We start from the raw sequence: 18,554 nt of genomic DNA on the forward strand, positions 1-18,554 counted from the left end.
ATCTCGGAAGCCTGATCAGAGGGCCGGCTCGACCAGGTTGGCGTACGCCGCCTGGCCGGTGACGTTCGGGTGGTAGGACTCGCTGACCGGGTTCGACAGGCCGTTGATCCACTCCGGGCTGCCGCACACCGCGTGCCCGATGAACGCCGAGGTCGGGTTCACGAACGCGAAGCCGGCCGCGCTCGCGGAAGCCGAGATCTTGGAGTTGAGCAGGTCGGCGGTCGCGTTCAGCTTGGTCATCTCGTCCGGGCTGAAGAACGTGCCGGCGTTGCAGTCGGTGCCGTTGAACAGCCGCGGGTAGCCGACCACGACGACCTTGGCCGCGGACGCACGGCTCTTGATCGACGAATACAGCGTGTTCAGGCGGCCGGGCAGCGTGTTGTTGATGATTGCCTGGGCGTTCGCGACGGCGGTGGAGCAGTCGCCGAGCCAGGACGGCTTCGCGCATTCGGTGATCACCGACGAGAAGCCGGCGTCGTTGCCGCCGACCTGGACCGAGACGATGTTGGCCGAGCTGGTCACGGACGGCAGCTGGTTCGCGGTGACGTCGGCGACCTTGGCGCCGGAGCAGGCGACGAAAGTGAGGCTGGCACCGATCCGGGCGGCGTCGAGATACGCGTACGCCTTGGTGGACCGCTGGCACGATCCGCTGCTGGAGATGTACGTGCGGGTTCCGACACCGGAGGCGTACGAGTCACCGAGGGCGACGTAGTTCGGTGCGGCGGCGTGCGCGACACCGGGGCTGAGCAGCATCGCGGCGCCGAGGGCCGCGGCGGAGAGCAGGCTGACGATGGACTTCATGGGGCGGACCGCCTTTGCATGTGCAGTGGGTGGCGTATGAAGTACTCAACGTCACTGTCACCCGACTGGCGAGTAACACACAAGGGCTTGGTAAGAAATTCACCGTGGATTCCCGGTGGACGTGGGTCAGCGCTCAGGACCCGCTACCGACAGCGGGTCGAACCCGTACGGCAGCTCGAGCCGGTGCGCCCGCATCAACTCCGCGTCGCCCAGCAGATCGCGCGTCTTCCCATCGGCGACGATCCGGCCGCCGTCCATCAGCAAACTCCGCTCACACAGCTGCAGGGCGTACGGGAGATCGTGCGTGATCATCAGCAGCGTCACGTCGAGACCGGACAGGATGTCGCTCAACTCGCGCCGTGCGGCCGGATCAAGATTGCTCGACGGCTCATCCAGCACCAGCACCTCCGGCCGCATCGCGAGCACGGTCGCGACCGCCACCCGCCGCCGCTGACCGAACGACAGATGATGCGGCGCGAGGTCGGCGTGGTCCTGCATCCCTACCTGAACCAGCGCCTCGTGCACCCGATCGTCAAGCTCAGTGCCCCGCAAACCGAGATTGGCCGGACCGAACGCGACATCGTCTCGTACCGTCGGCATGAACAGCTGGTCATCGGGATCCTGGAAGACCAGCCCGACCTTCCGCCGTACCTCGGTCAGATGTTCGCGGTGCAGTCCCGTGCCGCCGATCTGGATCCGCCCGCTGCCCGTACCGCCCGCGACCGCGCCGAGGATGCCGTTCAGGTGCAGGACGAGCGTGGTCTTGCCGGCGCCGTTCGGTCCGAGCAGGGCGACCCGTTCGCCGCGTGCGACGGTGAAGTCGACGCCGAACAGTGCCTGCCGGCCGTCCGGGTACGCGAAGACCAGGCGTTCGACCTCAATCGCGGGAGCGTTCACAAGCCCAGCAGCCTAGCCGCGACCGCGATCGTCACCGCGACCAGGGAGATCGCGAGTCCCTGGGTCCACTGCGAGCTCGACGCGCCCTGCACGCTGAGCTGCGGCATCCGGCCGGTGTAACCGCGCGACCGCATCGCGAGATGCACCCGCTCACCGCGCTCGAAGCTACGGACGAACAGCGCGCCCACTCCCCCGGCGACCGCCTTCAAATGACCGGCCCGGCCACCGGTGTACCCGCGGGACTCGCGGGCGATCCGCATCCGGTGCAGGTCGTCCGAGACCACGCTCAGATACCGGACCATGAACGACAGGATCGCGACCAGCGTCGCGGGCAGGCGCAACCGTTCGAGGCCGGCGAGCAGTTCCCGCGGCGAGGTCGTGGCTGAGAGGACGATTGCGGCGATCACGCCGAGGGTTCCTTTGGCCAGTACGTTCCAGGCGCCGAGTACACCGGACTGGGACAGGTGCAGGCCGAGTACGTCGATGCGCGGACCGGTCGCGACGAAGGGCAGCAGCAGCGCGAACACGATGAACGGCGTCTCCACCGCGAGCCGCCGCGACACCACCGGCGCGGGCAGTTTCGCGACCACGACCGCGGTCACCAGCATCGCCGCGTACCCGCCGAAGGCCCAGAAAACCGCGGCCGGGGTGGACACGACCGCGAGCACGAACACGAACAGCGCGACCAGCTTGACCTGCGCCGGGATGCGGTGGACCGGGCTGTCCACCGCGACCAGCAGGCCGTCGCCACTCACGACGACGCCTTGCCCGCCCGGAGCGACGCGAGCTTGGCGATCGCCAGACCGACCACGATCGTGACCAGTACGCCGATGATGCCCGCGAGCGCGCCGGACACCTCCGCGTTGCCGATCCCGTGGACGCCGTAATCGGCCAGCGGACTGCCGGCGACCGCGGACTTCTTAGCGGCACTCTCGAAACCGAGTTTGGCGCCGACGAACTCGAGCCCGTCCGGATGCGCGCTGGCGAACAAGCTCAACCCGCCCGCGACGACCAGGGTGACCGCGATGCCGATGCCGAGCGTACGACCGGCCGGCTTCGCGGCGATCGGCTTGTCCGGCGACACCGTCGAGGTGTTCCCGTCGGCATCCACGAGGATCAGATCCTGCTGCAGGTGCCGCGCGGCGTACACGAGGTCCGGCCGGGTCGCGACGACCGCGCTGAGCACGGCCGCGGTGATCACCGCCTCGCCGATTCCGACCAGTACGTGCCAGCCGACCATCGCGGTCGCGAGCTTGCCGAGCGGGATGTCGACCGCGCCGCCGATCGCGTACAGGCCAGTGAACGCCAGCGCCGCGACCGGCACCGAGATCAGCGCGCCGACGGTCGCGGCCGGGACCACACTGCCGACGCGGCGCGGCAGCACCTTCAAGATCGCGCGGGTCAGGAAGTACCCGACCAGTACCGTGATCAGGCCCATCAACGTGATGTTCGTGCCGAGTGCGGTCAGGCCGCCGTCCGCGAAGAGCAGCCCCTGGACGAGTAGCACGGTCGACATCACCAGTACCGCGGTCCATGGCCCGACCAGCGCCGCGGCCAGCGCGCCGCCCAGCAGGTGACCGCTCGTCCCCGCGCCGACCGGGAAGTTCACCATCTGGACGGCGAACACGAACGCCGCGGTCAGCCCGGCCAGCGCCGGGCCGCTCTCGCGGAGCTCACGGTTCGCCCGTTGCAGACTGAACCCGACCGCTCCGGCCGCGATCAGGCCGGTGGCGACGGACGTGGGCGCATTGAAGAAGCCGTCAGGAACATGCACGCCGACCATGGTGATCCAGTTGCGACTGATTCGCAACAAATACATCTACAACGGTTTGAGAGCTTCCTGGATCGCGCGGTGGAACGTCGGGTATGCGTAGATCATCTGGCGCAGCGATTCGATCGGTACGGCCGCATGCACCGCGACCGCCAGCGCGCTCAGTACCTCACCACCGGTCGGCCCGGCACTCGTCGCACCGACGAGTACGCCCCGATCGGCGTCCGCGACCACCTTGATGAAGCCCTCGTTGCCGGCCTTGTGAATCCAGCCCCGCGACGACGACGGGATCGGGGTCGACCCGGTCCGGACGTTCAGCCCCGCCTCGCGAGCCTGCTTCTCGGTCATCCCGACCGCGCCGATCTCCGGATCGGTGAAGGTCACCCGCGGCATCGCGTGGTAACTCGCCGTCGGCGCGTCCGGTTCGCGCAGGATGTCGCGGACGACGATGTCGGCCTGGTACATCGCGTTGTGGGTGAACGCGCCGACGCCGGTCACGTCACCGACCGCCCACACGCTGTCACCCGCCCGTACATGCTCGTCAACCTCGACCCGTCGCGCATCCGGGTCCAGCCCCAGCTTGTCCAGCCCGAGCTCAGCAGTGGCGACCCGCCGACCTGTTGCCACCAGCAACTTCTCGCCGGACGCTTGCGTGCCATCCGCGAGCGTGACCGTGAAAGAACCATCGGCGTACGCGACTCGCTGGGCGTGCGCGCCGCAGTGGAAGGTGACGCCGTCCCGCTGCAGCGCCTCCCGGGCCAGCGTCCCGGACTCGGGCTCCTCCATCGACAACACCTCGGGCGCGCCCTCAACGACGGTCACCTGGACGCCGAACCGCGCGAAGACCTGCGCCAGCTCCATCCCGATCGCGCCGCCGCCCAGGACAACCAGCGACGCGGGCAGGGTCTCGACCTCGATCGCCTCCCGGTTCGTCCAGTACGGCGTGCCCTCCAGGCCGTCGATCGGCGGCACCGACGGAACCGTCCCGGTCGCGATCACGATCCCGCGAGTCGCCTCGAACTCACGGTCGCCGGCGCGGACCGTACCCGGCCCGGTGATCGTGGCGCGGTCCTTGATCACGGTCGCGCCCTTGTTCACCAGCCGGTCCACCGCGACCTGGTCGTTCCAGGTGTCGGTCGCCTCCTCGCGAATCCGCTTCGCCACCGGAGCCCAGTCCGGCTGCACCGAGGCCGTACCGGCGATGCCATCGACGCGCCGGGTCTCGGCGATCAGGTTCGCGGCGCGGATCATCATCTTGCTCGGGATGCAGCCGTAGTACGGGCACTCGCCGCCGACCAGCCGCGACTCGATCCCGACCACCCGCAGCCCCGCTTGCGCCAGCCGCCCGGCCACCTCCTCGCCGCCGACCCCGAGTCCCACCACGACCACGTCCACCTGTTCAGCCATGCCGTCAATCTCTCAGACCGGCGGTGAGCGGCCAAGCTCCGACCCGGCGCGTCACCGCGCCGTAAGCAGGCGCTCACCACCGGCCACTACCGCGCTGCAGATCGGCGTCCACCCGCGCCAGGCTCGCGATCAACCACGGGGACCATTGCGGTTAGGGTGCGGTTAGGGTTTCTCGCATGTACGTGATCGCGCATCTCAGTGACCCTCATCTCGACGGCTCCGAGGAGGCACGGTCGCGGCTGCGGCGGATCACGTCGTACGTTGCCGGCTTCAAGCGGCCGGTTGACGTGGTGCTGGTGACGGGTGATCTGGCGGATCACGGGGCGCCGGACGAGTACGCCGAGGTCGCGAGCGAGTTGTCGCTGGAGGTGCCGGTGCTCGTGCTGCCGGGCAATCATGACGTCAGCTCTCCGTTGCGTACGGGATTGGCGTCCTTTGTCAGCTCGCCTGGTGAAGGACACCCGGTTCATCAGGTGCGCGACGTCGGCGAGGCGCGGTTCGTATTGGTCGACAGCACTGTCCCTGGCGCCGACCACGGGCTGATCTCTGCTGACTCGTTGGCTTGGCTGGACGGCGTACTACCGTCGTCCTTCGACGGCCCGCTTTTCGTAGCCATGCACCACCCGCCCCTGGACCTCCATCACCCCGTCATGGACCAGTGGAAACTGGAGCAGCAAGCTCCTCTTGCCGAAGTCCTCACCGGGAAGCCGATCACCGCCATCCTCACCGGCCACGTCCACACCCCCATCACCACCACCTTCGCCGGCCACCCGGTCCTCGGCGCCCCCGGCATCCGCTCGACCGTCCCCTTCGACTTCGAACCCACGCCCACCGACTCCTTCGTGGACCCCACCGCGTACCCCGGCCTGGCCATCCACGTCCACACCCCCGGCGAACCGCTCCAAACCGCCTTCCGATTCCCCCACTGACAGCCCTCACCCGGGGCGGGTCCACGACATCGTGTAGCGCCAGAACAAGCCACGACTGAGACGCGCGCCGGGCAGGACCCGTTCAGCCGTGCGGGCGATCTCCTCGAAGGACTCCGTGGCCGCTGCTATCGGGGCGGTCATGTGCGTTGGGGTACTGCTTGATCGACCAGGGTGCTTGATGACGCCGACGAGTGGATTCAGGATCGTGGAGGCGATCGACCAGGGAAGGTCTGCTCGTGCTTCTCGGCTGATGCCGACCACAATGAGTCGGCCGCCCGGGCGCAGCAACTCGCGCACTTGCTCGAGCGTGGCGTGCAGTGGCAGATGATGCAGCACTGCCACGAAGGTGATCAGGTCGTAGCGATCCTGATGGCTTCCATCGAACGGTTCGGCCAGGATGCGTACATTGGCGAGGTCTGCGGTTGCGCGTCGGGCCTGCTCCGCGGTCGCGGCGTCCGGCTCAATGCCGGTCACTTCGGTAAACACGCCGGCCAGTCGGCGGACGAGGTTGCCGGTTCCGCATCCCACATCCAGAGCACCGGTTCCACCGGCCGCGCGGACCCGGCGTGCATGGTGGAGAACGAGCGCCGCGTACGCGTCGTTGTGGGACCACGGATGAGCGTCATTGAACCGACCCAACGCGGCCAGCCCTGCTTGAACAACACGAGACATAGCGCGACAGTACCGACGCCTCACCTGTGGCCGACAACTGACGGGATCTTTCGCCGCTGGCGTGTTGTAGCGCGCCAGTGCCGAAACAACCCGCCAGCGGCGGGTGACAATTGGGATTGAAATGTCAGCATGACGGGGTGACTGGGTATATTGGTGGCGGGACTTATTGTTATTCGAATTCGTTGGCCATGGTGACGGGGCGGAATTCGCCTGGTGTGGTGGAGGTGCTGACGGGGGCGCCGTTCGGGGCTCAGGTGGAAGAGTCCGGGGTGCCGTATTTTGATCCGCCGGGGTGGGATCCGGATCGCGGGCTGGACGTCGCGGCCGAATTGCTCGGGTGGGAGTGCGAGCGTACGAAGGGCGGATCGAGCGACGACGCGCTGGAGCGGTTGCGGCGCGGGTGCGAAGAAGGGCCTGTGGTGGTGGGGCCGATCGAGATGGGGCTGTTTACGCATCAGCCGTGGTCGCTGGGTGTGGCGGACGGGACCGATCACTGGGTGGTCGTGCTGGAGGTGACCGACGAGGTCGTCGTCATGCATGATCCGGAAGGTTTTCCGTACGTCACCTTGCCGATCAGCCAGTTCATGAAAGCGTGGCAGGCGGAGAAGATGACGTTCGCGGGACCGTACGTGATGCGGAGCGCCTTCCGGAAGATCCGGGACGTACGAGTCGAGGATGCACTACGGGACTCGCTGCCCTACACGCTGGAATGGCTGTCGAAGGACTCGGCCGCGGCCGTTCACCGGATGAGCCAAATGCTCGCGGCCGGCATCGACGACAGCCTGCGCGAGCACCTGGCCGGATTCGCGGTACGACTGGGCGCCCGCCGACTGGACGACGCAGCCACCTGGCTCGCGGTCATCCAGCAACCACAAGCGGCCGCGGTCGCACGAAAACAGGCCACAATCCTCGGCCGACTACAATTCCCGATCGCCCAACGCCAATACACCCACGCCGCAGAACTCCTCAAAGAACTGGCACCGGGCTACGAAGAAATGCATCAAGCATTAAAATGAAACCGGCGCCAGGAAAACACCCGGCTCGGTCGATTTGGCACATCGGCGGGCGCCGGCTGTCAGGTTCTAGAAATGTCGTTCGATCCACGCGACAACGGCCTGAACCGACGCGCGTGCGTCGAACAGCCAGGTTGTCGCCGCTCCGAGGTTCCCCTCTCGTCCGGCACCTGCTTGAACTGCCTGTAGTGCGAGGTTTCCGACAGCGCTATCGATCGTGAGCTCCGGGCGTTCCCAGTACGGCAATGCGCCGTAGAAGGTGTCCAGCGTCCGGTAGTCCCGCCAGACGGTCCCGGCGTTTGTGCTCACCGGCATGCGATAGCTGTGGTACCGCTTCCCTGCAACGTCGGCGACAGCCTCAGCGTGATGACAGAGGGTCAAGGTGTTGAGGGGTGCGCCAAGTAGCAATACGCGGCCGCCCAGGTCAACGAGACGGCCCAGCGGTCCGCCCACGCCCCAGGGGTTGTCATCGTCGGTTCCCACCACCAGGTTCGCGGCATGGCGGCCGACAGCGGTGAAGCTGACTTCCGGGTGTGTGCTGCGCAATGCTCCTGGCCAGGTCCGGAGCCGTTCAGGGAAGCGTCCGAAGTCCCGGCGAGCAGATGACACCTTCGGATCGAATGCCGGAATCTCCTCGTAGGCCGTCTGCCAGTGCGGCGGCCAGAACGAGACGTGATAGGGGCTGTCGTCCCAACCACAGAACGCGAGCAACGTGCCGCCAGAGCCAACGGCGTCTCGGAGGGACCGCACCACGGTGTCGATGCCACCGACAACCCAACCCAAGGCCGAGAGCCGGACGTGGACTATCAAGGTTTCGCCTTCACCTACACCGAGGCCGATCAGCGCCTGGGTGATCTGTGACCGGGTCAGAGGTGCGAAGTCAGAATCGTTCAGCATCGACTCGGAAGGAAAGTCCACACCACCATCCTGGTGCACATCCTGTACACGGACCACCGGAAACGGCGGCAAACGATGAGAACCTTCTAGAGGCGAGATCCTTTGTTTGCCGCCGTTCTGGGGCCGCTGAGCGTGACCCGGATGACGCTCGTTCAGAAGTTGATCATGTGGCCTTCGAGGCCGTGGAAGGCTTCTTGGAGGGCTTCGCTGAGGGTTGGGTGGGCGTGGACGTTGCGGGCCAGTTCCTTGGTGGTCAGGTCCCACTTCTGGGCCAGCGTCAGTTCCGGCAGCAGTTCGGTCACCTCGGGGCCGATCAGGTGGGCGCCGAGCAGTTCCCCGTACTGGGCCGAGCTGATCACCTTCACGAAGCCGGTCGGGTCGCCGAGGCCGTGTGCCTTGCCGTTCGCGGTGAACGGGAACTTGGCCACCTTCACCTCGTGGCCGAGCTTGCGCGCCTCCTCCTCGGTGTACCCGAAGCTGGCGATCTGCGGCTGGCAGAAGGTCGCGCGCGGGATCATCGCGTAGTCGAGCTCCATCGTCTCGTGCCCGGCGATGGTCTCGGCGGCGATCACGCCCATCGCCTCGGCCGCGTGCGCGAGCATCAGCTTCGCGGTCACGTCGCCGATCGCGAAGATGTTGGGCACGTTGGTCCGGCAGAGCCCGTCCACGTTGATCGCACCGCGCTCGGTCAGCGCGACGCCGATCTTGTCCAGCCCGTACCCGTCGACGCGCGGCTGGAAGCCGATCGCCTGCATGACCTTGTCGGCCTCGATCGTCTTCTGGACGCCGTCCTTGCCGGTCACGGTCACCTTGACGGACGCGCCGGAGTCGTCGATCGAGTCCACCCGGGTCGAGGTCAGTACGTCGACACCGAGCTTCTTGTACGCCTTGGCGAGCTCCTTGGAGACCTCCGGGTCCTCCAGCGGCACCATCCGGTCCAGGAACTCGACGATCGTCACCTTCACGCCGTAGTTCGCCAGCACGTACGCGAACTCGACACCGATCGCGCCGGCGCCGGCGATCACGATCGAGCCGGGCAGCTCCTCGGTCAGGATCTGCTCCTCGTACGTCACCACGCGCTCGCTCAGCTGGGTGCCCGGCAGCAGCTTGGTGGTCGCGCCGGTGGCGACGATGCAGGAACCGAAGGTGACGGTCTCCGACGAGCCGTCGTTCAGCGTCACGTCCAGCGTGTTGGCGTCGGTGAACGAGCCCCAGCCGTCGAACTCGGTGATGCCGTTCTTCTTCATCAGGAAGTGGACGCCCTTGACCCGGCCGTCGGCGACCTTGCGGCTGCGCTGCACCGCGGCCGGGAAGTCGAAGCTGACCTCACCGCTGATCCCGAAGGTCTTCGCCTCCGTCCGGAAGATGTGCGACAGCTCGGCGTTCCGGAGCAGCGCCTTGGACGGGATACAGCCCACGTTCAGGCAGACACCGCCCCAGTACTTCTTCTCGATGATGGCGGTCTTGAGGCCGAGCTGGGCTGCGCGGATCGCCGCGACGTACCCACCCGGACCCGCGCCGAGGACAACAACGTCAAAGTGCGAGGCCATGGGGTGAATGCTAACCGGGGTTCCGTAAGGACCGTACGGCGCCTACGCTGGGCTCGCGCGTGAGGCGTGACACGAAATGAGGCGTCCAGGGGGACGGATGGAGCTGGGGAGACGCCGGGGCCTGCGGTTCGCGGCGCTCGGCACGTTGCTGGCGGTGATCGCGCTGCCCGCGTACGCCGACGACCCCTCGCCCAGCACGTCGCCACCGCCCGCGTCGGTGACCGACGTCAACCGATCTCTCGAGCAGCTCCAGGCGGAGGCAGCGGCCGTCCAGGCCGACTTCGCCAAGGCGACCATCGCGTATACGAAGGCGCTCAAGGACGCCCAGGCCGCGGAGGCCGCCGCGAAGAAGGCGGAGAGCACCGCGACGACCTCCCGCGGCAAGGCGGACGAGGAGCGGCGCCGGCTCGGCGTACTGACCGCGCAGGCGTACCAGCTGGGCATCCCGACCGTGATGGGTACTGAGTCGATGCTCTGGTCGCTCGCCCCGGTCGCGGAGAACCTCCAGGAGATCGCCGACCGGCAGACCGCGATCACCCAGCTGGGCAGTACGCAGGTCGCGCAGTACCGGACCGCGATGTCGGCCGAGTCCGAGTCGAACCGGCTCAAGGCCGAGGCCACCACCAAGCGCACCGCAGCGAACGAAGCGGCCGCGAAGGCGCAGGAGCTGAGCAACCAGGTCCAGCAGCAGGCGGCCGATGCGACGGCGTCGATGGCTGACCAGACCGCCGATCTCGACGTCGCGTCCGCGCTGTCCCAGCAACTGCAGAAGGCACGCAACCAGCAAGCCCTTACCCGCTGGCAGGCGTACCTGACTGAGCTGACCGCGACAAAGGTCACTCCCCCGGCCGCCGCAGTCCTGAAGGACCCGAACAAGCTGCCCGCCGGCCTGGCCCCGCTGACCCGCCGGGGTGCGGCCGTCCCCGGCGTCGCTTCCGTTGCAGTCGCGGGCCGGACCGTACGGGTGATGTCCGCCGAAGCGATCCGCGCGGTCAACCAAGCCTTCAGCCTGGTCGGCAAGCCGTACGGGGTCGCCGCCACCGGGCCGGACAAGTACGGCTGTCTCGGCGCCGCGCGAGTCGCCTGGGAGCCGTACACAACGCTGCCCAACCTGGTCTCCAAGGTGTACCCGGACTACCAGGCCGTGCCGACTGTCCAGATCCAGCCGGGCGATCTGCTCGTGATGGGCAGCAAGTCGGTCGGCCTCGTCCACATCGGCGTCGCGCTCGACAACGACGAGATGATCGCCGCGGACGAAGCCAAGGGCGCTGTTGTCGTCACCACGGTCCCGGACAACCTGTACGCGGCCCTGCGCCCGACCCTCGGCGCCCCGGCCAAGCCGCAGGTACCGCCGGCCGCGACCTCCGACGCGTACCAGTTCCGCTGCGGCAACACCGCCACCTCGTACGACGTCGGCACCGGCGCCTGGACCTGGCCGTTGCCGGACGGCACGTACGAGATCGGCACGCCCTTCGGCCAGTCCGGCTCCATGTGGTCGACCGGCTTCCACACCGGCCAGGACTTCCCCGCCGCCATCGGTACACCGGTCCGCGCGGTGACCTCGGGCGTCGTACGCGTCGAGCACCCGGCTTGGGCAGGCAATCTGGTCCGGATCGACCACGGAAACGGCCTGGAAACCCTGTACGCGCACCTGAGCCGAGTCGACGTCACAGACGGCCAGCAAGTGACCGCCGGTCAGCAGATCGGCGCGGTCGGCAGCGAGGGCAACTCGACCGGCCCGCACCTCCACTTCGAGGTACGGCTCGGCGGCGACCCGGTCAACCCGATGCCGTTCCTGGCGACCGGTTCCGCGAGCACCGGCTGGGGTGGCTACAGCAACGGCATGATCCCGGCCAGCAAGCTCTGTGCGATCGGCGGCGGCCACATGCTCCGCTGCGACGCCGCGGCCGCGTACCTGCAGTTGGCGGCCGCGTACCGGGCCCAGTTCGGCAAGTCGTTGTGCATCACCGACTCGTACCGCTCGTACACGGCCCAGGTCGACCTGTACCAGCGCAAGCCGTCGCTGGCCGCGCTACCTGGCACCTCCAACCACGGCTGGGGTGTGGCGGTCGACCTGTGCGGTGGGATCGACAAGTTCAGCACCCCGCAGTACCTGTGGATGAAGGCGCACGCGGGCACCTACGGCTGGCTGCACCCGGGGTGGGCCGAGCAGGGCGGCAACCGCGAGGAGCCGTGGCACTGGGAGTTCGGCAAACCCCCAAGCGCCTAGAGCATTCAGTGCGCCTAGATCGACCACGTACGCTGTAAGCGTGGCCGAGCAAGAGAGTCCCGACCGCACGGATGACAACATCACGCTGGACGCTGCCGACGACAAGTGGGAGTGGCGGCGGCGGATCCGGGAGAACCCGCGGAAGTTGGCGCTCTACCGGATTGGCGTGGGCGTTGTCGGTGGCTTGCTGCTCATCGCCGCGCCGCTGACCGGCTGGCTGCCCGGCCCGGGCGGCATTCCCTTGTTCATCGCCGGGCTGGCGGTGCTGTCGAGTGAGTTCGAGTGGGCGCAGCGGCTGCTGTACCGGGTCAAGGGCTGGGTGAAAACCCTCACCACCTGGACCGGCAAGCAGCCCGCCTGGCTGAAGGCACTCGGGACGACGGCACTCTTCGGGTGTGTGGTGGTCGGTGTCTGGGGCTACCTGGCTGTCCTCGGCGTACCGGGCTGGCTGCCGGACAGCTGGGAGTCATTCCTGACCGACCTTCCCCTGCTCTAGGGCCGGGTACGACGGCAGCTCGATCAGTTCGCTCATGTTCGCCGCCAGCTTGATCATCTTGTTCATGAAGAACGGGATGTCCAGGATCTTGTTCCGCGCCGCCAGCCCGAACCGGGTCGCCGGCGCCATGAACGAACCCGCCCGGCTACCGTCCTGCGTCGTCGACACCGCCTTCCGCAGCCGCGCCTCGTAGCGGTCGAACGCGGTCCGGAGATCTCCCTGCGCCAACTCCCCCGCCAGTACGTACGCCCCGACCACCGCTGTACCGGTCCCGAGCGCACCGAACGTCGCGCCGTACCCGGCGTCACCGAGCAGCACGATCCGGTCGGTCGACCAGCGATCCACCCGTACCCGGCTGATCGAGTCGAAGTACAACTCGGTTGCCGCGGGCAACGCAGCGAGCAGCTCCGGCACGTACCAGCCCAGGCCGGCGAACTGTTCCCGCAGGATCGCCTTCTGCTGATCCAGGTCCCGCCGGTTGTACTTCAGCTCCGGCGACTTGAACACGAACAGCGTCTGCGCCACCCTGCTGTCCCGCTGGTCCGCGCCGACACTGGCCAGCTTCCCAGGCACGTTGTACAGCAGTGAGTCGCCGCTGATCCCCCACGTGTTCGGCACTTCCCAGCCGGCCACGTAGTACCCATGGTGACGCTCCAGCACCTGCTCCGGCGCAAACGCCAGGCGGCGTACGACGGAGTGCATCCCGTCCGCGCCGATCACCAGGTCGTACGTCTCCTCGATGCCGCTTTCGAACCGGACGTCGACACCGTCCGCGTGCTCGTTCAGGCTCGCGATCGTGTCCCCGAACCGGTACGTCGCCTGGTCGCGGCTGTGCTCGTACAAGACCCGCGACAGATCCGCGCGCAGTACCTCCAGCTCACCGCCCGCGAACTCGGCCGGCAGCCGCATCAGCTTCCGCCCGGACTCGTCGACGAACCGCATCGCGCTGCCACCGGTCTGCAGCGCGCGCAGATCCGCCAGCACACCCATCCGATCGAGCACGGTGGTGAAGACCTCGCCGCGGAAGTCCACCGCATACCCGCCCTGCCGCAGCTCGGGAGCGATCTCGACCACCGTCACGTCGTGCCCCGCGCGCCCCAGCCACAGCGCCACCGACGGGCCCGCGACGCTCGCACCAGAAACCAGAACCCTCATCATCAGCCTCCATCAAAGTAATTGTGTCCGATGGACACAATAATGTGTATGGTAGACACAGTTCAAGTCCTTTCCGGAAGGGAACCCGCGCATGACCGAACTTCTCTGGGGCAACCAGCCGGCGCCGAGCCGCGGCCCGAAACCGGCCGTGACGCTGGCCGCGATCGCCGAGGTGGCGATCCGGATCGCCGACACCGAAGGCCTCGACGCCGTCTCGATGCAGCGGATCGCCGGCGAGCTGCCGGTGACCAAGATGGCGCTCTACCGGTACGTGCCGGGCAAGACCGAACTTGTCGCGGTGATGAGTGACCTGGCGATGGGCGGACCGCCCGACCGCCCGGAGCTACCGTGGCGCGAGGCGCTCAGGACCTGGGCCATGGACTTGTACGAGGGCTTCACGAAGCACCCTTGGCTGCTCCAGTCCACCATCGGCCGCCGCCTGCTCGGGCCGAACGAGCTGGCCTGGATGGAACGCGGCGTCGCCGCACTCACCAGCACCGGGCTGAGCGGCGGCGAGCAACTCGACTCGATCCTGGTCATCACCAGCCACGTCCGGAACATCGCGCAGCAGTCCACGACCTTCCCCGGACACAGCACCGGGCTGACCGAAGAAGACATGCAGCAGGCGCTCGGCACGATCCTCAGCACCGAGTCCGACCGCTTCCCGCACCTCACCGCGGCTATGCGTACGTCGCCCGGCAGCGAGAACCAGGGGCTCGAGTTCGGGCTGGACCGCATCCTCGACGGCCTGGACCTGTTGATCCAGCGCCAGGGCGGGCGGACTTAGCTGTAGGACAGCTGAATCAGGGGTGCGGAACGCTCGACTTCCTGACATTGAAACGTTGTCGATAGGCGGAGGCGGACAGCCCGTAGTGGGATTTGAATCGGCGGGCGAAGTAGTTCTGATCCGGCCAGCCGACGGATTCTCCGATCCGGTTGATCGGCAGGTCGGTGTGCAGCAACCGGTCGGCGGCGAGCTCGACCCGATGCCGGGACAGGTACGCCATCGGTGGCACCCCGGTGACCGACTTGAAGACGCGGACCAGATAGCCGGGTGCCAGGTGCAGCTCGGCGGCCAGGTCGGTCAGCGTCCAGCGCCGGGCCGGTTCGGCCTCCATCATCCGCATCGCGTCGACGACCGCGGGATGGATCAGCTCACGGCGCTCGTCGCGGCCGGCGACGGTTCGCGCGACGCAGCTCAGGTACAGCGACAGCCAGCCGATCAACTCGCCGCGATGCCGGCCGATCGGCTGATTGCGCAGTTGCCGCAGGCCGTCCAGGTGACCGATCGCCTCGGTCAGAGTGTCCGGATCGAGGTGCGTCGCGAGCATTCCGCGACGTTGCGCCGAGAACGGCCCGGTCCACAAAAGGTAACCCAGTAAGGGATCTTCGCGCGCCCAGGCCAGCTCCCGCCGGACCAGATCGGCCGAGAAGCAGCAGTTGTACACCTCGAGCGAGTCGCACTCCACGTACTCGTGCCAGACCCCCGGCCGGAGCAGGATCGCGTCGCCGGGCCGGAGCCGCTGCCGCCCGGCCAGGCTGTGATGAATGCCGTTACCGCCGGTCACCAGCAACAGCTCGAAGAAGCTGTGCGTGTGCAGCGGATGCGACCGGACGTGCACATGCGGGCCGGCGTGCACGACGGTTCCCTCGACGAAGTGCAGCACCGTGCCGCGGGTCTGCACCGGCTCCTCGGCCATCTCCGACACCGCTTCACGATAGGTCCAAGGTGCAGATCGTGCTAGACCAAGTGCACATTGGGCTAGTCGGCGGCGACTGCCCGCCGCAAGATCGGTGCACAGGCGAAACGTCCGCCGCACCCATCCGCTCCCAGTTCGAGGCGTTTCGCCGGGATACTCACTGAATCGTTTCACCCCGAGCTCGATCTGTTGTTTCACTCTCTGTCCCTGATCAGCGCCTTGGTTGGAGTCACATGTCGCAACCCGCCGCACCCACCGCTCTGCGATTCGAACATCTGGGCTTCGAACATCTGCCCGCTCCCGTGCTCGGCACCGGCACCGCGGCCCCGCGGATCTCCTGGCAGGTCCCGGCCGCGGCCGACGGATACACCCAGACGGCATACGAAGTCGAGATCAGCAGCGACGGCACCCAAGTCTTCACCGTGCAGTCCCCCGACCAGGTCCTGGTCCCCTGGCCGGGTGAACCGCTGCGATCCCGCGAATCCGCGCAGGTACGCGTCCGGGTCCGCGGTGACGACTGGAGTGACTGGAGCGAACCCGCGACCGTCGAAGCCGGACTGCTGACCGCGGACGACTGGACCGCCCGCTTCGTCAGCCCGCGCGACAATCCCCACGGCTCCCCCGCTCCCCTGGTCGCCGGCGCCGCGAACCTGCCGGACGGCATCGTCAAGGCACGTTTGTACGCAACGTCGCACGGCGTCTACGTACCCGAGCTCAACGGGCAACGCGTCGGCACCGAAGAGCTCGCGCCCGGCTGGACCTCCTATCAGTACCGCCTGCGCTACCAGACATACGACGTGACCGAGCTTGTTCATTCTGGTGAGAACACGCTCGAGTTCCTGCTCGGCAACGCCTGGTACCGCGGCCGGATCGGCTTCAAGGACCAGAGCCAGCTGTACGGCACCCGGCTCGCGGTCCTCGCCCAGCTCGAGGTCACCACCGAAGACGGCCAGGTCCATACCTTCGGCAGCGACGACTCGTGGACGTCCCGCGAGAGCAACGTCATCGCCGACGACCTGTACGACGGCCAGGCCACCGACCTCCGCAAGCAACCCGGCGAACCGGCACCGGTCGACGTGCTCGACGCCGACCTCACCTTGCTGGTCGCACCGGACGGCCCGCCGGTGCGGATCACCGATGTCCTGCCCGCGGTGGCGATCACCACCTCGCCGGCCGGCAAAACCCTCGTCGACTTCGGCCAGAACCTGGTCGGCCGCGTCCGGCTCAAGGTCCGCGGTCACGCCCCGGGTGACGAGATCGTCTTGCGGCACGCCGAGGTCCTGGAGGACGGCGAGCTCGGCGTACGCCCGCTGCGGACCGCCAAAGCCATCGACTCCTACATCCTGGCCGGTCCGGACGAGGTCACCCTCGACTCGCCGCTGACCTTCCATGGTTTCCGGTACGCCGAGGTGGCTGGCGTCGACGACCTGCAAAAGGAGGACCTCGAGGCGCTCGTACTCGGCAGCGACCTGCACCGCACCGGCTGGTTCGAGTCGTCGAACGAGCTGCTCAACCAGTTCCACCAGAACGTCGTGTGGGGCATGCGCGGCAACTTCCTCGACGTACCGACCGACTGCCCGCAACGCGACGAGCGACTCGGCTGGACCGGTGACATCCAGGTCTTCGCCCCCAGCGCGAGCTTCCTGTACGACACCGCCGGTTTCCTCACGAACTGGCTGGCGGACCTGTCAGCCGAGCAGCAAAAGGACGGCTCGGTGCCGTTCGTCGTACCGGATGTGCTCCGCAACGAGGCACCGGCCACGGCAGCTTGGGGTGACGCGGCAACGATCGTGCCGTGGGTCGTGTACGAGCGCAGCGGTGACCTCGGACTACTTGCCAGGCAGCTGCCGAGCATGCGGGCGTGGGTCGACAAAATGGCCGACCTGGCCGGCGGTGACCTGTTGTGGTCCGGCGGATTCCAGTTCGGCGACTGGCTCGACCCGACCGCGCCGCCGGACAACCCGTTCCGCGCCAAGGCCGACCCGGACGTGCTCGCGACCGCGCATCTGGCCCGCTCGGCCGAGGTCGTCGGCAAGGCTGCCGAGCTGGTCGGGCAGTCCGATCTGGCCCGCGAGTACACCGAGCTGGCGGCGCGCGTGCGGCAGGCGTTCGCGGCCGAGTACACGACCGACGGCGGCCGGGTACTGAGCGACGCGGCAACGATCTACGCGCTCGCGCTGCAGTGGGCGTTGCTGCCGAACGAGTCGCAGCGCAAGCGCGCCGGCGACCGGCTCGCGGACCTGGTGCGCACGTCGGGGTTCCGGATCAGTACCGGATTCGTCGGTACGCCGTTGGTGACCGACGCACTGGCCGATACCGGACATCCTGACCTCGCGTACCGGCTTCTGCTACAGACAGGCTGCCCCTCTTGGCTGTACGCAGTGACGATGGGAGCCACGACGGTCTGGGAGCGCTGGGACAGCATGTTGCCCGACGGCAGCATCAACCCCGGTCAGATGACCTCGTTCAACCACTACGCCCTCGGCGCGGTCGCGGACTGGATGCACCGCCGGGTCGCGGGCCTCGCGGCGGCGGAGCCGGGGTACCGGACGATCGACGTGCGGCCGTTGTACACCGAGCAACTGACCTCGGCGTCCGCGAAGCACCTCACGCCCTACGGCGAAGCATCCGTGGAGTGGGAGCGCTCCGCGGGGCAGATCGAGCTGATCGTCACCGTGCCAGTGGGTGCGCGCGCACAGGTCGAGGTACCGGGCGCGGATGAGCCGGTGGAGGTTGGTCACGGTACGCACACCTGGACCGGCGCCGACCCGTACGCCCAGCCGACCGCACTACCGGCCGACGCCACTGTCCGCCAGCTCATGGACCACGAATCGACCTGGACCGCACTGGCCGCGGCAGCCGCCGAGAGCGGGTTCGTCACCGACGACGCGGACCTCGCCGGCCGGCTCGAGCGCTACCTGGACCAGCCGGCCACCGGTCTGATCGAGGCGGCCGCCACCACCAACCCGGAGACCGTGCAGACCGCACTCGGCGCCCTGCTCAACCACTGATCCCACTCACCCCGACCCCGCCCCG

Annotated in this window: 16 protein-coding genes; 6 read left to right on the forward strand and 10 right to left on the reverse strand. The window is 67.8% G+C overall.

What is annotated here, in order from left to right; genetic code table 11:
• Window positions 1-15: 15 nt before the first annotated feature.
• From ABD260_RS11805 to ABD260_RS11825, 5 genes are all read right to left on the reverse strand, one after another.
• Complete coding sequence (locus ABD260_RS11805) at window positions 16-801, reverse strand: SGNH/GDSL hydrolase family protein (RefSeq protein ID WP_344233473.1); 786 nt, start codon at window positions 799-801, stop codon at window positions 16-18.
• 126 nt (window positions 802-927) lie between these two features.
• The gene (locus ABD260_RS11810) at window positions 928-1,698 is read right to left on the reverse strand and encodes an energy-coupling factor ABC transporter ATP-binding protein (protein ID WP_344233474.1); all 771 of its coding nucleotides are present in this window, start codon (window positions 1,696-1,698) and stop codon (window positions 928-930) included.
• On the reverse strand, window positions 1,695-2,453 hold the full coding sequence (cbiQ, locus tag ABD260_RS11815) for a cobalt ECF transporter T component CbiQ (RefSeq protein WP_344233475.1): 759 nt from the start codon (window positions 2,451-2,453) through the stop codon (window positions 1,695-1,697). The genes ABD260_RS11810 and cbiQ overlap by 4 nt, the downstream gene beginning before the upstream one ends.
• On the reverse strand, window positions 2,450-3,472 hold the full coding sequence (locus ABD260_RS11820) for an energy-coupling factor ABC transporter permease (protein ID WP_344233476.1): 1,023 nt from the start codon (window positions 3,470-3,472) through the stop codon (window positions 2,450-2,452). The genes cbiQ and ABD260_RS11820 overlap by 4 nt, the downstream gene beginning before the upstream one ends.
• 45 nt (window positions 3,473-3,517) lie before the next feature.
• The gene (locus ABD260_RS11825; protein WP_344233477.1) at window positions 3,518-4,876 is read right to left on the reverse strand and encodes a dihydrolipoyl dehydrogenase family protein; all 1,359 of its coding nucleotides are present in this window, start codon (window positions 4,874-4,876) and stop codon (window positions 3,518-3,520) included.
• 176 nt (window positions 4,877-5,052) lie between these two features.
• On the opposite strand from ABD260_RS11825, the gene ABD260_RS11830 reads away from it, so the two are divergent.
• Window positions 5,053-5,805, forward strand: coding sequence for a metallophosphoesterase (locus tag ABD260_RS11830; RefSeq protein ID WP_344233478.1), 753 nt, complete (start codon window positions 5,053-5,055; stop codon window positions 5,803-5,805).
• A gap of 6 nt (window positions 5,806-5,811) precedes the next feature.
• Here the strand turns inward: ABD260_RS11830 and ABD260_RS11835 are convergent, their stop codons facing one another.
• Complete coding sequence (locus ABD260_RS11835; protein WP_344233479.1) at window positions 5,812-6,477, reverse strand: class I SAM-dependent methyltransferase; 666 nt, start codon at window positions 6,475-6,477, stop codon at window positions 5,812-5,814.
• 218 nt (window positions 6,478-6,695) lie between these two features.
• Here ABD260_RS11835 and ABD260_RS11840 point away from each other — a divergent pair, with 218 nt between their 5' ends.
• A complete protein-coding gene (locus ABD260_RS11840; protein ID WP_344233480.1) occupies window positions 6,696-7,493 on the forward strand; it encodes a hypothetical protein in 798 nt (265 codons plus the stop codon).
• 66 nt (window positions 7,494-7,559) lie between these two features.
• Here the strand turns inward: ABD260_RS11840 and aac(3) are convergent, their stop codons facing one another.
• The gene (gene aac(3) / locus ABD260_RS11845; protein ID WP_425553329.1) at window positions 7,560-8,387 is read right to left on the reverse strand and encodes an aminoglycoside 3-N-acetyltransferase; all 828 of its coding nucleotides are present in this window, start codon (window positions 8,385-8,387) and stop codon (window positions 7,560-7,562) included.
• Between the two features lie 152 nt (window positions 8,388-8,539).
• Complete coding sequence (gene lpdA / locus ABD260_RS11850; protein ID WP_344233482.1) at window positions 8,540-9,937, reverse strand: dihydrolipoyl dehydrogenase; 1,398 nt, start codon at window positions 9,935-9,937, stop codon at window positions 8,540-8,542.
• 97 nt (window positions 9,938-10,034) lie between these two features.
• Here lpdA and ABD260_RS11855 point away from each other — a divergent pair, with 97 nt between their 5' ends.
• Window positions 10,035-12,167, forward strand: coding sequence for a peptidoglycan DD-metalloendopeptidase family protein (locus tag ABD260_RS11855; protein WP_344233483.1), 2,133 nt, complete (start codon window positions 10,035-10,037; stop codon window positions 12,165-12,167).
• A gap of 40 nt (window positions 12,168-12,207) precedes the next feature.
• Window positions 12,208-12,663: a PGPGW domain-containing protein gene (locus tag ABD260_RS11860; RefSeq protein ID WP_344233484.1), complete on the forward strand. Its 456-nt coding sequence runs from the start codon at window positions 12,208-12,210 to the stop codon at window positions 12,661-12,663.
• Here the strand turns inward: ABD260_RS11860 and ABD260_RS11865 are convergent.
• On the reverse strand, window positions 12,634-13,821 hold the full coding sequence (locus tag ABD260_RS11865; protein ID WP_344233485.1) for an FAD-dependent monooxygenase: 1,188 nt from the start codon (window positions 13,819-13,821) through the stop codon (window positions 12,634-12,636). The two genes, ABD260_RS11860 and ABD260_RS11865, sit on opposite strands and share 30 nt — an antisense overlap.
• A gap of 88 nt (window positions 13,822-13,909) precedes the next feature.
• On the opposite strand from ABD260_RS11865, the gene ABD260_RS11870 reads away from it, so the two are divergent.
• Entirely contained in the window at window positions 13,910-14,605 is a 696-nt protein-coding gene (locus ABD260_RS11870; RefSeq protein ID WP_344233486.1) for a TetR/AcrR family transcriptional regulator, read from the forward strand.
• A gap of 16 nt (window positions 14,606-14,621) precedes the next feature.
• On the opposite strand, the gene ABD260_RS11875 is transcribed toward ABD260_RS11870, so the two are convergent.
• The gene (locus ABD260_RS11875; protein ID WP_344233574.1) at window positions 14,622-15,518 is read right to left on the reverse strand and encodes a helix-turn-helix transcriptional regulator; all 897 of its coding nucleotides are present in this window, start codon (window positions 15,516-15,518) and stop codon (window positions 14,622-14,624) included.
• A 233-nt stretch (window positions 15,519-15,751) separates the two neighbouring features.
• Between ABD260_RS11875 and ABD260_RS11880 the strand changes: the two genes are divergently transcribed.
• Window positions 15,752-18,529: an alpha-L-rhamnosidase gene (locus ABD260_RS11880; protein ID WP_344233487.1), complete on the forward strand. Its 2,778-nt coding sequence runs from the start codon at window positions 15,752-15,754 to the stop codon at window positions 18,527-18,529.
• The last annotated feature ends 25 nt before the right edge of the window (window positions 18,530-18,554 follow it).

It is taken from the genome of Kribbella hippodromi, from assembly GCF_039531045.1.
Lineage (GTDB): Bacteria > Actinomycetota > Actinomycetes > Propionibacteriales > Kribbellaceae > Kribbella > Kribbella hippodromi.

Coding starts and splice junctions, on each gene's coding strand:
- ABD260_RS11830 (WP_344233478.1), top strand. CDS start 5,053: ATGTACGTGATCGCGCATCTCAGTGACCCTCATCTCGACGGCTCCGAG.
- ABD260_RS11865 (WP_344233485.1), bottom strand. CDS start 13,821: ATGATGAGGGTTCTGGTTTCTGGTGCGAGCGTCGCGGGCCCGTCGGTG.
- lpdA (WP_344233482.1), bottom strand. CDS start 9,937: ATGGCCTCGCACTTTGACGTTGTTGTCCTCGGCGCGGGTCCGGGTGGG.
- ABD260_RS11880 (WP_344233487.1), top strand. CDS start 15,752: ATGTCGCAACCCGCCGCACCCACCGCTCTGCGATTCGAACATCTGGGC.
- ABD260_RS11805 (WP_344233473.1), bottom strand. CDS start 801: ATGAAGTCCATCGTCAGCCTGCTCTCCGCCGCGGCCCTCGGCGCCGCG.
- ABD260_RS11835 (WP_344233479.1), bottom strand. CDS start 6,477: ATGTCTCGTGTTGTTCAAGCAGGGCTGGCCGCGTTGGGTCGGTTCAAT.
- ABD260_RS11825 (WP_344233477.1), bottom strand. CDS start 4,876: ATGGCTGAACAGGTGGACGTGGTCGTGGTGGGACTCGGGGTCGGCGGC.
- ABD260_RS11875 (WP_344233574.1), bottom strand. CDS start 15,518: ATGGCCGAGGAGCCGGTGCAGACCCGCGGCACGGTGCTGCACTTCGTC.
- ABD260_RS11870 (WP_344233486.1), top strand. CDS start 13,910: ATGACCGAACTTCTCTGGGGCAACCAGCCGGCGCCGAGCCGCGGCCCG.
- ABD260_RS11855 (WP_344233483.1), top strand. CDS start 10,035: ATGGAGCTGGGGAGACGCCGGGGCCTGCGGTTCGCGGCGCTCGGCACG.